Annotated in this window: 15 protein-coding genes; 8 read left to right on the forward strand and 7 right to left on the reverse strand. The window is 72.4% G+C overall.

Translation table 11 applies throughout. The features are described 5' to 3' along the window. Window positions 1-24 precede the first annotated feature (24 nt). A complete protein-coding gene (locus tag DEJ22_RS01130) occupies window positions 25-702 on the forward strand; it encodes a LysM peptidoglycan-binding domain-containing protein (RefSeq protein ID WP_111228056.1) in 678 nt (225 codons plus the stop codon). 107 nt (window positions 703-809) lie between these two features. Here the strand turns inward: DEJ22_RS01130 and DEJ22_RS01135 are convergent, their stop codons facing one another. Both DEJ22_RS01135 and DEJ22_RS01140 read right to left on the reverse strand, forming a co-directional pair. Further along, window positions 810-1,868, reverse strand: coding sequence for an LCP family protein (locus DEJ22_RS01135; protein WP_111228015.1), 1,059 nt, complete (start codon window positions 1,866-1,868; stop codon window positions 810-812). Between the two features lie 68 nt (window positions 1,869-1,936). Further along, the gene (locus DEJ22_RS01140) at window positions 1,937-2,335 is read right to left on the reverse strand and encodes a MarR family winged helix-turn-helix transcriptional regulator (RefSeq protein ID WP_111228016.1); all 399 of its coding nucleotides are present in this window, start codon (window positions 2,333-2,335) and stop codon (window positions 1,937-1,939) included. A gap of 83 nt (window positions 2,336-2,418) precedes the next feature. Between DEJ22_RS01140 and DEJ22_RS01145 the strand changes: the two genes are divergently transcribed. The 4 genes from DEJ22_RS01145 to DEJ22_RS01160 all read left to right on the forward strand — a co-directional run bounded on the left by DEJ22_RS01145 (window position 2,419) and on the right by DEJ22_RS01160 (window position 7,804). Then, the gene (locus DEJ22_RS01145; RefSeq protein ID WP_111228017.1) at window positions 2,419-4,599 is read left to right on the forward strand and encodes an MMPL family transporter; all 2,181 of its coding nucleotides are present in this window, start codon (window positions 2,419-2,421) and stop codon (window positions 4,597-4,599) included. Between the two features lie 12 nt (window positions 4,600-4,611). Then, window positions 4,612-5,262, forward strand: coding sequence for a GntR family transcriptional regulator (locus DEJ22_RS01150; RefSeq protein ID WP_111228018.1), 651 nt, complete (start codon window positions 4,612-4,614; stop codon window positions 5,260-5,262). A gap of 161 nt (window positions 5,263-5,423) precedes the next feature. Further along, entirely contained in the window at window positions 5,424-6,920 is a 1,497-nt protein-coding gene (locus DEJ22_RS01155) for an LCP family protein (RefSeq protein WP_111228019.1), read from the forward strand. A gap of 101 nt (window positions 6,921-7,021) precedes the next feature. Beyond that, window positions 7,022-7,804, forward strand: a complete 783-nt coding sequence (locus DEJ22_RS01160) for an endonuclease/exonuclease/phosphatase family protein (protein WP_111228020.1) — start codon at window positions 7,022-7,024, stop codon at window positions 7,802-7,804. A 28-nt stretch (window positions 7,805-7,832) separates the two neighbouring features. Here the strand turns inward: DEJ22_RS01160 and DEJ22_RS01165 are convergent, their stop codons facing one another. After that, on the reverse strand, window positions 7,833-8,663 hold the full coding sequence (locus DEJ22_RS01165; protein ID WP_111228021.1) for a hypothetical protein: 831 nt from the start codon (window positions 8,661-8,663) through the stop codon (window positions 7,833-7,835). A gap of 158 nt (window positions 8,664-8,821) precedes the next feature. On the opposite strand from DEJ22_RS01165, the gene DEJ22_RS01170 reads away from it, so the two are divergent. Further along, window positions 8,822-9,763 carry an SDR family oxidoreductase gene (locus tag DEJ22_RS01170; RefSeq protein WP_111228057.1) on the forward strand — a complete coding sequence of 314 codons (942 nt, stop codon included), beginning with the start codon at window positions 8,822-8,824 and terminating at the stop codon, window positions 9,761-9,763. 68 nt (window positions 9,764-9,831) lie between these two features. Here the strand turns inward: DEJ22_RS01170 and DEJ22_RS01175 are convergent, their stop codons facing one another. Then, on the reverse strand, window positions 9,832-10,149 hold the full coding sequence (locus DEJ22_RS01175; RefSeq protein ID WP_146241798.1) for a hypothetical protein: 318 nt from the start codon (window positions 10,147-10,149) through the stop codon (window positions 9,832-9,834). 149 nt (window positions 10,150-10,298) lie between these two features. Between DEJ22_RS01175 and DEJ22_RS01180 the strand changes: the two genes are divergently transcribed. After that, entirely contained in the window at window positions 10,299-10,979 is a 681-nt protein-coding gene (locus tag DEJ22_RS01180; protein WP_111228023.1) for a TetR/AcrR family transcriptional regulator, read from the forward strand. Between the two features lie 76 nt (window positions 10,980-11,055). Beyond that, window positions 11,056-11,250 carry a DUF2795 domain-containing protein gene (locus DEJ22_RS01185; RefSeq protein WP_111228024.1) on the forward strand — a complete coding sequence of 65 codons (195 nt, stop codon included), beginning with the start codon at window positions 11,056-11,058 and terminating at the stop codon, window positions 11,248-11,250. Between the two features lie 168 nt (window positions 11,251-11,418). Here the strand turns inward: DEJ22_RS01185 and DEJ22_RS01190 are convergent, their stop codons facing one another. The 3 genes from DEJ22_RS01190 to DEJ22_RS01200 form a co-directional block, all read right to left on the reverse strand. Then, the gene (locus DEJ22_RS01190; RefSeq protein WP_111228025.1) at window positions 11,419-12,927 is read right to left on the reverse strand and encodes a threonine/serine exporter family protein; all 1,509 of its coding nucleotides are present in this window, start codon (window positions 12,925-12,927) and stop codon (window positions 11,419-11,421) included. Between the two features lie 53 nt (window positions 12,928-12,980). Continuing rightward, window positions 12,981-13,235 (reverse strand): hypothetical protein, encoded by a 255-nt coding sequence (locus DEJ22_RS01195; RefSeq protein WP_111228026.1) that lies wholly within the window; start codon window positions 13,233-13,235, stop codon window positions 12,981-12,983. Window positions 13,236-13,313: 78 nt separating this feature from the next. After that, on the reverse strand, window positions 13,314-13,754 hold the full coding sequence (locus DEJ22_RS01200) for an OsmC family peroxiredoxin (protein ID WP_111228027.1): 441 nt from the start codon (window positions 13,752-13,754) through the stop codon (window positions 13,314-13,316). Window positions 13,755-13,808: the final 54 nt, after the last annotated feature.

Here is a 13,808-nt window from a genome sequence, read left to right on the forward strand (position 1 = left end):
GTGGTCCCGGTGGAGCGATCAACCATGAAGAAGCTTTCCCGTACCCGCACCCTCGTCGGTGGCCTGGCCTTCGCCGGCATCGCCGCGACCGGTGTCGGCCTCGCGGCGGCGCCCGCGAACGCAGCGTCCGGCTCGACCTGGGACGCCCTCGCGCAGTGCGAGTCCGGCGGCAACTGGGCCATCAACACCGGCAACGGCTACTACGGCGGCCTGCAGTTCAACCTCGGCACCTGGCAGGCCCACGGTGGCTCGGGCAACCCCGCCGCCGCCAGCCGCGAAGCCCAGATCGCCGTCGCCGAGCGCGTCCTCGCCTCGCAGGGCTGGGGTGCATGGCCCGCCTGCTCCGCGAAGCTCGGGCTGAGCGGGACCGCCGGTGCCGCGCCGCAGGCGGCCGCGCCGGCCCCCGCCGCTCCGCAGCAGGCTGCTCCGGCCGCGCCGAAGCAGGCGGCCCCGCAGCAGGCTGCGCCGAAGGCGACGACCCCGGCAGCGCCGAAGGTCAGCACGCCGGCCGGGCCGAGCAAGCCCGCGGCGGTCGCCACGAGCGGCAAGACGTACACGATCCAGTCGGGCGACACGCTCGACACGATCGCGACGAAGCTGAACATCGACGGTGGCTACATGAAGCTGTGGGCCGCGAACACGTCGACCATCGACGACGCGAACCTGATCTACGCCGGCCAGGAGCTCCAGCTCCCCGCCTGATCGAGCTCCCGATCGACACGAGACCCCCGTGGCACGCGCCGCGGGGGTCTCGTGCGTCCGCACGGTGCCGGGGCACCTCGGCGCATGGGTTCCGTGGCCCCGGGAGTTCAGGGGCGTGGGCGCGCCTCGACCCAGTGCTGGAGGTCGTCGGACCGGAGCGCTTGGGACAGGGACTGCCGGTCGCGCTCGTCGAGGAGGACGACGGACTGCCCGTCGGGCGACGTCCCCCCGCCCGCGGTCGGCATCGTGGCCGTGACGAGGTCGTCGGGTCGGAGGTCGCGCAACGACCAGCCGAGACGGGCGATGGCCGCGGCGTCCAGGCCGGGGTCGACCGCCAGGTGTCGACTCGTCGCGGCCACGAACTCCTGCAGGCGCCCCGGGTCGGTCAGTGTGCCGCGCGAGAGGGCCTGCTCGAAGACCCCGCGCAGGAACGCCTGCTGGTTGCGCACCCGGGTGTGGTCGGCGTCCGCGAAGGAGTACCGCTCGCGTACGAACGCCAGTGCCTGCTCGCCGTCGAGGTGGTTCGGGCCCCGGCTGAAGTGGTGCCCGCGAGAGGTGAAGTCCTCGGTCGACTGCACCGTCACCCCGCCGAGTGCGTCGGTCATGTCGGCGAACCCGGCGAGGTCGATCTCCGCGACGTGGTCGATGCGCACGTCGAGGAGCCGCTCGACGGTCTGCACGGTGAGGGGGATGCCGCCCCACGCGTACGCGGCGTTGATCTTCGCGGTGCCGTGCCCCGGCACCTCGACCCACGAGTCGCGGAGGATCGACACGAGGTAGACGTGTCGACGGTCGGCCGGGACGTGCGCGAGCACGAGGGTGTCCGAGCGGCCGCCCGCGGTGTGGTCGTCGACGAGGTCGCTCCCGGCGCGGGAGTCCGAGCCCACGAGCAGGATGTTCTCCGCCGACCCGGATGCGGCCGGGCGGTCCCCGGCCGGGAACGCGTCGGCGATGACGTCGGTACCGCTGTCGAAGCTCCGTGCCAGTCCGCCGACGAACACCGCGACGACGACGGCGATCACGGTCGCGCTGGCGACCAGGGCGGTGAGGGCCGCCGCCAGGGCGACGAGGAGCGGGCGCTTCTCCCGGGGGTCACGGCGACGTTCGGCCTGCTGGTTCTCGGCCGCTGCTGCTGCCGCGGCTCGGGCGGCGCGACGCTCGGACACGGGGACTCCTTCGGGTCGGGTCGGCCCTGCGCCGACCTCGGGAGTCTACCGCATGTGGTATTCCAGTATCAGCGCCCGTGGAGGACTGCTGTCAGTCGCCTCCGGAGCTCGTCGTCCTCGGGGAGGACCTCGCGCTCGATGTGCCGGGCGGTCTCCCACGCCCGTCGCCCTGCGTCGGTGACCGTCACCACGCGGCGACGGCGGTCCTCCGGGTGGGCCGTGCGCTCCACCAGTCCGTCGCGCTCGGCGCGCTCGAGCGTGCGTGACATCGTCTGGGGCTGTACGTGTGCCGTCCGGGCGAGGGTGTCCGCGCCCGTCGGTCCGGTCCGGAGCAGGATGTCGATCGCGATGAGCGCGGCGTGCGTCAGGCCGATCGCCCGGAGTCGCTCGTCCCACTCGCGTTCGACGGCCCGGGCGGCGGCGGAGAGCAGGCGTCCGAGCGGCCACTGCTCGGCGGGTTCGTGCATGGTGGGATCCTACGGGCGGCCGTGGAGGCCTCCCTCCTCGCCGAGATAGTCAGCATGCTGATCATCGGTGTACGCTCACCGACGTGTCCCGGTTCCTGCGCATCGTCCTGCCCGCCCTCGTCATCGTCGTCTGGCTCGTCGTCGCCAGCGTCGGCGGACCCGTGTTCGGCAAGATCTCCGAGGTCGCGACGAACGACCAGACCTCGTTCCTGCCCGCCTCCGCGGACGCCACCGAGGTGCAGGAGCGCGCGTCCGACTTCCGCCAGGCCTCGGGGGCGCCGGCGATCGTCGTGCTCGAACGCGACGGGGGCCTGACCGACGACGACCTCGCCGACGCCCGCCGCATCGCGACCGCCCTCGCCGACCGCGACGACGTGCAGGGTGTCAGCCCCGTCATCCCGAGCGAGGACGGCGACGCGGCCGAGATCGTCGCGACGCTCACCGAGGACGCGGAGACGGGCGACGCCGTCGCAGCGATCCGGTCGACGGTGGACGACGCCGTGCCGTCCGGGCTCGCCGCGTACGTCACCGGTCCGGCGGGCTTCACCGCGGACCTGACCGAGGCGTTCGCCGGCATCGACGGCCTGCTCCTCGGCGTCGCGCTCGCCGCGGTGTTCGTCATCCTCGTCGTCGTGTACCGCTCGCCCCTGCTGCCGTTCCTCGTGCTCGGCACCGCGACCTTCGCCCTGTGCGCGTCGATCCTCGTCGTGTACGAGCTGGCGAAGGCGGGCGTGGTCACCGTGAACGGGCAGGTGCAGGGCATCCTGTCGATCCTGGTCATCGGCGCGGCGACCGACTACGCGCTCCTCTACACGGCACGGTTCCGCGAGGCGCTGCGCGACCACCGTTCGGGGTGGGACGCCACGCGGTCGGCGCTGCGCGGAGCGTTCGAGCCGATCGTGGCCTCGGGCGGGACCGTCATCGTCGGCGTGCTCTGCCTCCTGCTGTCCGACCTGAACTCGAACAAGGCACTCGGCCCGGTCGCGGCGATCGGCATCGCGTTCAGCCTGCTCGCCGCCCTCACACTGCTCCCGGCGCTGCTCCTGGCCTTCCGGCGCGCTGCGTTCTGGCCCCTGCGCCCCGCGTACGGCAGCGGGCACCGCGCGGCCACCGGGCCCGACGCGTCCGGGCTGTGGGCACGTGTCGGGCGGCTGGTGGCGCGCCGGTCCCGGACGGTGTGGGTCGTGTGCACCGTCGCGCTCCTGGCCATGGGCGGCGGTCTGGTCGGTCTCCGCGCGGACGGGGTCCCGCAGAGCGACCTCGTCATCGGGGCATCGCAGGCGCGGGACGGGCAGGACGTCCTCGCGGACCACTTCCCCGGCGGGTCCGGCAGCCCAGCGCAGGTCATCGGCGCCGAGCGTGACCTGGACGGACTGGTGGAAGCGGTCCGGTCGGTCCCGGGCGTCGACGGCGTGGTCGCCGCGGCGGAGGACTCCCCCTCGGGCACCGTTCCCGTGGGTGGTGGGACCGACGGCGGTTCCGGCGGTGGTGACGCCGCGTCGGGCAACGCCGTGCCCGGTGGCGGTGGCGCACCGGCTGCCGCCGCCGAGCCGACCGTCTCGCGGGGTGACGTCCTGCTCGAGGTCACCCTGGCCGACCCCGCCGACTCCGCCGCCGCGGAGCAGACCGTCCGCGACCTGCGCGCCGCGGTCGAGCGGGTGGATCCGGAAGCGGTCGTCGGTGGTGTGACGGCGACGGCACTCGACACGAACGACACCGGGATCCGGGACCGCTCGGTCATCATCCCCGTGGTGCTCGCGGTCATCCTGGTGATCCTCGTGCTGCTGCTCCGGAGCGTCGTGGCGCCGCTCGTGCTCATCGGCAGCGTGATCGTGTCCTTCGCGGCCGCGCTCGGCGTCGGCGCGCTGGTGTTCGACCACCTGTTCCACTTCCCCGGCGCGGACCCGTCGGTCCCGCTGTACGCGTTCGTCTTCCTGGTCGCGCTCGGGGTGGACTACAACATCTTCCTCATGACACGGGTGCGCGAGGAGGCGCTGCGGCACGGCCCGCGCGAGGGCGTCCTCCGCGGGCTCGCCGCGACCGGTGGGGTGATCACCTCGGCAGGGATCGTCCTGGCGGCGACCTTCGCGGCCCTCGGGGTGATCCCGATCCTGTTCCTCGCCCAGATCGCCTTCGTCGTCGCGTTCGGCGTGCTGCTCGACACCGTCGTGGTCCGGTCACTGCTCGTCCCGGCGCTCGTGATCGACCTCGGACGCCGCGCCTGGTGGCCGTCGCGCCTCTCGCGTGCATCCCGTCACATGTGACACGCTGGTGGCATGCCAGTTCCCTCCACGCAGCCCGCCGCCGAGCGCAAGCTGCTCCGTGACACCGTGCAGGACAAGATCCGCGACGCGATCATGGACGGCACGCTCGAACCGGGCGAGCGGCTGAACGACGACGACCTCATCGCGTGGCTCGGGGTCTCCCGGACGCCGATCCGTGAGGCACTGGCCGAGCTCGCCCGCGCGGGACTCATCGAGATGGCGCCGAACCGCTACACACGGGTCGCCGCCCCGAGCAGCGACGAGCTGCTCGACGCGTACCGCACCCTCGGGGTCATCTACGGTGGCGTCGTCCGGCTCGCCGTCCCGCGGTTCACCGCTGCTGAGCGCAGGAAGGTGGTCGCGACCCTCGACGACGTCGCCGCCCGGATCGACGCCGACCACCAGGACGAGGTGGCACGCGAGGGCTCCGACATCTACTCGATGTGGGCGGACGCCTGCGGCAACGCCGCGCTGGCGAAGCTGTGCCGGGCGACGACCGACGGCCTGGCGTTCAAGCTGCGCGTCCCCGAGCTGGCCGAGCTGGTGCCGGCCGAGGTGGTCCGGCCGGAGATCGACAGGCTGCGGGCCGCCGTGCTCGACGAGGACCCGATCGCCGCGGAGCTCGCGATGGAGGCGATCCACCTCCTGCCGACCCGCGACTGAACCGACCGGCGACCGAGCCGACCCGCGACCGAACCGACCCGCGACCGACCCGACCCGCGACCGACCCGTCTCGCGACCGGCCCGTCCCGCGCGTACAGCCTCGACGGCGGACGCACAGCGGTTTCCCTGTCCGTTCTGCGCTCTGCCGTTATGGTTTCCGGGTGAGCATCGATCCCGAGCAGACGACGCGCCGTGCCCGCCGCGGTTCCGTGCCGCCGCGCCACGGGCGCCAGAAGCGGGGGGCGGGCGTGGTCCTGCCCGCCATCGCGGGCGTGCTGGCCATGGGCCTTGCCCTGACCGGCGGGTACGCCGCGTTCGCCTTCACCAGCCTCACCAACAACGTCACGAAGATCGACGCGATCGCACCGCGGTCGAACGACGACGACGACGACGTCGACGGCCAGGCGCAGAACATCCTGCTCGTCGGTGACGACCACCGCCCGGACAACGCGACGCCCGAGGAGATGGCGGAGCTGAGCACCGAGGACGACGGCGGTGCGACGAACACCGACACGATGATCGTCCTGCACATCAACGCCGACGGCAGCCAGGCGACGATGATCTCGTTCCCGCGCGACTCGTACGTCGACATCCCCGGTGTCGGCAAGGGCAAGCTCAACAGCGCGTTCTACTACGGCACCCTCAACGGCGGTGGCGACACCGGCGGTGCGAAGCTGCTCATCCAGACGATCCAGGAACTCAGCGGCCTGACGATCGACCACTACGTCCGGGTCTCGCTGCTCGGCTTCTACCAGGTGGTCAAGGAGCTCGGACCGGTCGAGGTCTGCCTCAACAACGCGGTCAAGGACCCGTACTCGGGTGTCGACCTGCCCGCGGGCACCTCGGAGCTCGACGCCAAGCAGGCGCTCTCGTTCGTGCGTCAGCGTCACGGCCTGCCCAACGGGGACCTCGACCGCAACGCACGCCAGCAGTACTTCCTGTCGCAGGAGGCCCGCAAGGTCCTCTCCGCGGGCACGTTGCTCAACCCGATCAAGATGAACGCGATCCTCAGCGCCGTGGGCGGATCGATCCAGACGGACACCGACCTGGTGTCACTCGGGGCGCAGATGCGGAACCTGCGCCCCGGCAACATCCAGTCGGCCACCATCCCGACCCTCGGCACCCCGACCATCAGGACGAACTCGGGGCCGCTGTCCATCGTCGAGGTCGACACCGTCGGGCTCCCCGCCTTCGTGCAGGGCCTGGTCGGCGAACCCGAGGAGTACACGAAGGCGACGGCTGCGGATCCGGCGGCGACGAGCGTCACCGTGCTCAACGGCAGCGGTGTCACCGGTGCCGCCGCCACCGCGACCGCGAACCTCACCGCCCGCGGTTTCCAGGCCGGTGCGCCGGGGTCGTCGGAGACGACGAAGACCACGCAGGTGCAGTACCCGGCCGGCCAGGAGTCGCAGGCGAAGGCCGTGGCCGAGACGGTGCCCGGTGCGGTCGCCGTCCGCTCGTCCGCCGTGACCGGTGTCACCCTCGTGCTCGGGTCCGACGGCAAGACCGTGAGCGCGCCGCCGTCGCCCGACGCCCCGACGGACAGTGGGCCGTCGGAGCCCGCGCAGCCGGAGCAGTCGGAGTCGCGCTCGTCCGAACCGGAGCCGAGCAGCACCGACGTCAAGAGCTACGGCAAGGAAGGCGTCTGCATCAACTGACGCACGCCCGCCAGGACGGCCGGGTCCCGGGCACGAGACGGGGTACTCGCCCTCCGGCGGTCCCTGGGGGACCGGGCGGACGCGATCGGTAGGTTCGAGCAGTGAGCCACGTCGCCCGTCCGATCACCCTGATGACCTACAACGTGAAGAACCCGGACCCGCGTCACGACTGGCCAGCGCGGCTCCCGCTCGTGCTCGAGGTCATCCGGCGCCACGACCCCGACGTGCTCTGCGTGCAGGAGGCCTTCGACCACCAGATGGACGCGCTCCGCGCCGGCCTGCCGGACCACGGTGACGTCGGGCAGGGGCGTGAGGGCGGCACGGCGGGCGAACACGCCGCGGTGTTCTTCCGGCGCGACCGGCTCCGGCCCGTCGACGTCGGGACGTTCTGGTTGTCGGACACCCCCGACGAGCCCGTGTCCAACACGTGGGGCAGCCTGTACCCGCGGGTGGCGAACCACGCCAGGTTCATCGACGCCGACGGCGGAGCCTTCACGCTCCTGACCACGCACTTCGACCACGAGGCGAACGAGCACGGCGACGACGTCCGGCGTCGGAGTGCGGCCCTGGTGATCGAGCGGCTCAGCGCCGTCGACGGCCCGGTGGTCTTCGCCGGCGACTGCAACGAGCCCTGGGGTCGGGGTCCGGCCTCGCAGGTGTTCACGGAAGCCGGGTACGAGGACGCGTGGACGGTGGCGGGGGATCCCGAGGACCGCACGGCGTCGTACAACGACTGGCAGGCCCCCGTCGCATCGGGGGAGCGCATCGACTGGGTGCTCACCCGTGGCGGGGTCGCGGTCGAGCGAGTGGTGATCGACCACGACGGGCCGGAGACCTGGGCCGCCAGTGACCACTTCCCGGTGGTGGCCTCGCTCCGGGTCTAGCGGCCCTCGCGCTGCAGGAGGGTGCCGGTCAGCAGGACCGGCGGGTGTGCACCGGCATGGGCGAGCCGATGACGGTGACCTCGGTACCGTTCGTCAAGGCGGAGACGCCGTTGGTGCCCTGCTCGTCTTCGTCCGCGGCGGCCGCGTCGGTCGGCCGCGAACCCGGGGTGCCCCGCTCGGTGCGCGGCTCCGTCGGGGCGGCCGTGCTGTCGGACGTGCGCCCGGACGTGGTGTCGGCAGGGTCCCACCCCGGCTGGAGCAGCAGCTGCCAGGCGCGGGCGTCACCGGAGCCGAAGGCGACCTTGTCCGCATCCGGTGCCGCGCGCAGCTCGTCCTCGACGTCGTCGCCGACCTGGACGCCGTCGGGGCCGGTGAGTTCGACCCGATCGCCCGTCCTGGACCGGACGGAGTCCTTCAACACGCGAATCTCCACCGCGTTGCCGACGGAGGTCGGTGTGCGCAGGGCCGCGACCCGGACGGCGCCGCCCCAGGTGTAGGTGGTGCCGGACGGGAAGCACGCGCCGCCGTCGCCGACCGCGGTCTGCGTCCGGGAGGGCGTCCCGAGGAGCCGGTTGAGCAGGTCGACGGTGGAGCGGGCGTCGCGCATCGACACGTCGGCCACGGCGTCGTCGTCATCGCGGAACACGAGTCCCTCGGCGCCGAGCTCGATGGTGTCCACACGTCGGAGCGCACGGCTCGTGACCTGCGCGCTGGCCGCGTCGGTCACCGCGACGTCGCTGCGGTCCTCAGCGGCGGCAGCCGGCGTCACGCCTCCGGAAACGGTCGCGTCCGCTCCGACCGTGGCTGCCGTGAAGGCGAGCACGGCGGCGCCGAGCGCGAGCGCAGTACGAGGGGACACCAGTCGACCGTACGACCTGACTCCGCACAGGACGACAGGTGTTACCGAATCGCAGCCCGCTCGTCACGTGTTCGTGATCTTGGGGATGTGTCACGGATCCGTTGCGGGGGACGCCTGGCTGGACGGACGACCCTGTGCGGGTGCGTACCGTCCAGGCCATGACGGAGCAGCAGAACGACCAGACGGGGCCCGGTCAGTCGGGGCTGGACCAGTACTCGATGCAGGACCCCACGAAGATGTACGCCGACAAGAAGCCGGACGAGCAGTACCTCGAGGGTGCCGGCACCGACGAGGAGATGGCGCAGAACGTCCCCGCCGACCACGGCGAGGACACCTACCGCGGCTCCGGTCGTCTGCAGGGCCGCAAGGCACTCGTGACCGGTGGCGACTCGGGCATCGGCGCAGCGGTCGCGATCGCCTACGCCCGGGAGGGCGCCGACGTCGCGATCGTCTACCTCCCCGAGGAGCAGGAGGACGCCGACCGCATCGTCGGCCTCATCGAGGCAGCGGGGCGCACAGCCGTCGCGATCCCCGGTGACATCAAGGACCTGGCGTTCTGCGAGGAGCTCGTCCAGAAGGCCGTCGACGGCCTCGGCGGGATCGACATCCTGGTGAACAACGCCGGCAAGCAGCAGAACGTCGACGACATCACGAAGATCTCGGACGAGGAGTTCGACGAGACCTTCAAGACGAACGCCTACGCGACCTTCCGCATCACCAAGGCGGCCGTCCCGCACATGCAGCCCGGTTCGACGATCATCAACACCACGTCGATCCAGGCGTACGCGCCGTCGCCGCACCTCGTGCACTACGCCGCCACGAAGGCCACCGTGAACAACATGGCGAAGGGCCTCGCGGCGCAGCTCGCACCGAAGGGCATCCGCGTCAACGCCGTCGCCCCCGGCCCGATCTGGACGCCGCTGCAGCCGGCCGGCGGGCAGCCGCCGGAGGCGCTGCCGTCCGCGGGCGAGCAGACCTACCTGGGTCGCTGGGGCCAGCCCGCCGAGCTCGCGCCGGCGTTCGTGTTCCTCGCGAGCGGGGAGTCGTCCTACGTGGTCGGCGAGACGCTCCACGTCGACGGCGGCATGCCGACGCCGTAGTCGCAACGATGCGGACGGGAGGCGCGGTGCCGGCTGGCACCGCGCCTCCCGTCCGTCCGACGGTCGCGTCAGCAGGCGACCGACCGCGCCATCCGCTCCAGCAGCTCCCGTGCGGACATCGCCGCGGTGAGCTCGACCTCGACCGGGTTGATGCCGATCGCTCGTTCGAAGGCCCGGCGGCGCGCCTGGTCCGCGATCGGGACCTCCGGTCGCTGCGGTAGTCGCGCGATCGCCCGGGCCGCCGCGTCGAACGCGCCCGCCGGTGAACCGAGCTGCTGCCACATGGTCCGCACGTCGTGCGCGACCTGCTCGTCGTCACCGCCGAACTCGAAGCCCGCCGACGCCATGGTGGCGAGTCCCTGCGCGATGGGGTCCTCGGGAGTCATGGCGGCATGGTCGCACGCCTGCCCGGGACGCCGCTGCGGGACGACGCTTGTCCCCCGACATGCCGACACCCGTACCGGGGATGCTGTGTCCCCCCGCCACTGCGCTTGGATGGAGGAGCGGACAGGACGTCCGCCGCACGACGGAGGGCATGATGCTCGAACACACCAGCGCGGACACGCAGGCGGCAGCCGCCGCGGCCGCCACACTGCACCTGCGGATCACGATCGTCGGCGCCACGGTCGACCTGCTCCGCGACGTGCCCTTCCACGAGGCGCACGTCGGACTCGTCGCCGAGCGCATGGGCATCACGACCGAGGAGCTGCGACAGCACTTCCCCTCGTGGGACGGCCTGGTGCTCGCGGCCCTGGACCGGTGGAACGGCGCCCGGATGGACGAGGTCACGCGCGAGGTCGGGGACGGCTCCACCGTCGAGCTGCTCCGCGCGATCGTCGCCTCGAACGCCGAGGACCCGGCCCTCATGCGGTTGCTCGTCGCACTGCTCTCCGTCGCGGGCAACCCGGCGCACCCGATGGCCACCTACCTGCGGTCGCGCTACCAGCTCTTCTACTCGCAGATCAAGCGCGGGCTCGAGCACGACATCGCCGTGGGGCGCGCACCGCACACGATGGACCCGCGCCGTGGTGCGGAGCAGCTCATCGCGCTGTACGAGGGGCTGCAGCTCCAGGCGATGCTGCGCGCGGACCTCGACCTGGTGCCGGCGTTCGACCGTGCGGTCGCCCGACTCGAGCGCGGCTGGATGGAACGGTACGAGCCGCACGCTGCTCAGCGCTTCTCGACGTGGAGCGACGGCGGCAGCTGGGAGATCTGAGCCGCAAGGCGCACTCACCGTTCCGGTACGCAGGGGCACCGGCGTAGTCGTGGAGTCTCCGACGGAAGGAGCCGACATGGCAGCACCGAACCCGATCCAGGTCCAGAAGTACCTCAGCGGCATCGACTACCCCGCCTCGAAGGAGGACATCGTCGCGACCGCCGAGAAGGAGGGCGCCCCCGGTGACGTCCTCGACGCGCTCAAGGCGATCCCGGGCGGCGACTACGACGCGCCCACCGCGGTGACGAAGGCCGTCTCCGACAAGGGCTGAGCCCCGCGGCTCGCGGCAGCCCCGCGGCGCGCGGCAGCCCCGCGAGGGTTCCGCGAAAGCGACAGTGCACGCCCGACGGTCGGGCCTGCACTGTCGCTTTCGCGGAACAGACCGGCGTGAGCACGCGGCAGACCGCGCGAGCACCGGCGTCCCGGGCTCAGCGGGCCGTCAGCGCGGGCGGTGCCCCCGCGGCACGGAGCCGTTGCCGGGGTCGTACCCGGTGTCGCGCAGCACGGGGATCGCGGTCGTGTCGTTGTGGACCGAGTGCACGGTGACCCGCCGCGCGCGACGAAGGGCCCGCCGCGCGCCCGGGGTCGCCACGAGCCCGCCGAGCACGAGCCCCGCGCCGATGCCGAGCGCCACCGAGACCGCCGCCACGAAGTCGAGCGCGGCCCCGGACGACCCTGACATGAAGTGCAGCAACGCGTCCGACACCGCGACACCGGGCAGCAGGGCGCCGCAGAACGCGGGCACCGCGATGGCCGCCACGGCCGTGCGCATCCGTGCCGCAGCGATCGTGGAGAGCACGCCGAGCAGCACCGAGGCGATGAACGTCGCCCCGAGGAGCGGCATGCCGAGGTGCCGGAGCTCCCAGAGGAACGCCCCGGCGGCGACCGAGAACACCACCGCCACCGGGATCACCCGGGCACTGGCCTGCTGCACGAAGCAGTTCGCCGCCGCGGACACGACCGTCAGCGACAGGGACGCCCAGAGCGGCAGCGGTTGCAGGACGATCCCGGACGGGTCGACCTCGATCCGGAGCCACTGCAGCGCCGCGATGCCCGCGGGGACCCCCACGACGATCGCGGCGATCACGAGCAGGATGTAGAACGCCCGCGCCACGGCCATCGCCCGGAAGCCGGAGATCGCGTCCTGCGCCCAGGTCACGAGCGACACGTGTGGCAGCAGCAGCACGACGAGCGCGGCGACCATCGTGGCGGCACCCGTCGCTGTGAGGACCTCACCCCAGATGGCGAGGGTGCCGATCGCCGAGGCGACCGCGGCCTGTGCGCCGGACACGAAGAACTGCGGGAAGCCCCGGCCGGTGAGCCAACGCCCGGACACGATGATCCCGAGCATGAGCACGAACGCCCCGACGCCGGCGCGCCATCCGCCGCCGGCCTGCATCGCGATCGACGTGCCGAGCACCGAGAGCCCGACGTCGGCGAGCCAGGTCGGCCAGCGGGTGGGCAGTCGCAGCACGGCGACCAGGGCGCTCACCGCGCTCGTCATGTCGCGTTCGCCGTGCACCAGGTCGTCGACGATCTGGTTCGCCCGCGCGAGTCGGTCGAGGTCGGAGCCGTCGGACTGGACCGTGCGGACCTTCACGAGCGGTGGGTGGTCTGCCGGGGCGTACTGGATGGTGACCGAGCTGCCGGAGAAGTCGAGGTCGAGGGGAGCGAGGTTCCACTTCGTGGACACCGCGACGACGGCGGTCTCGACACTGCGGGTGTCAGCACCGGACGCGAGCATCACCTCGGCCAGGTCGAGGCAGAAGTCGACGATCTGCACGGGCGAGTACTGCTCGCGGGAACGGGTGTCGGGCGTGACGTCCTCGTAGATGGTGCCGCGGAGCCGGGCGCGGGCGTCGCGGATGTCGTGCTGTGCGAGGTTGCGGACGCGCGGCCGGGGCGGTCGCCCGGGCCGTGGCACGCCGGGGAGGAACTGCTCGGCCATCCGTCAATGGTGCCAGCCGCTCGCGCCCGAGTCCGGACGTCGGCTGGACGCGTTCAGCGTCCGCGCTGTGCGCTGAGCCGTCCGGCCGCGAAGGCCGCCACGACCGCGCCCACGAGGACGAGTGCCGGTCCGACGACGAGCTGCCACGGGTGGACGCCGGCCACGTACGAGAAGTCGGACTCCGGTGCGGTCACGAACCAGCCGGACGATGACGGCGGTGCGGCGATGACGAGGACGACGCCGACGACCGCCACCAGGATGCCGAGCCACAGGGCGGAGTGGGTCCGGGGGCGGAAGAGGCGGCGCATGCGCCCACGGTACCGACGGACGGACGGGAGGCGCGGTGCCAGCTGGCACCGCGCCTCCCGTCCGTCGATCGGTGACGACTACTGCTCGAAGGTCGCCTGCAGCTCGATGTCGACGCCGGTGAGCGCCTTGGAGACCGGGCAGGTCGCCTTGGCCTCGTCGGCGGCCTTCAGGAAGGCGGCCTCGTCGATGCCGGAGACCTCGCCGTTGACGGTGAGGGTGATGCCGGTGAGCTTGAAACCGCCGGCGCTGTCCGGGCCGAGCGAGACGTCGGCCTTGACGTCGAGGGCCTCGACCGTGCCGCCGGCCTCGCCGAGGATCGCGGAGAACTGCATCGCGTAGCAGGCCGAGTGGGCCGCGGCGATGAGCTCCTCGGGGCTGGTGGTGCCACCGGCCTCGTCCGCGGCGCGCTTCGGGAAGGAGACGTCGTACGTGCCGACCTTCGAGCTCGACAGCTCGACCTGGCCGGAACCGTCGTTGAGGCCGCCGTGCCAGGCGGTGCGTGCGGTGCGCGTGGGCATGTCCGCTCCTTTCGTTGGGGGAGACCCCGTTCAGGGCCGATGCCAGTCAATCGG

Source organism: Curtobacterium sp. MCSS17_007, from assembly GCF_003234175.2.
In the GTDB taxonomy this organism is placed as follows: Bacteria; Actinomycetota; Actinomycetes; order Actinomycetales; family Microbacteriaceae; genus Curtobacterium.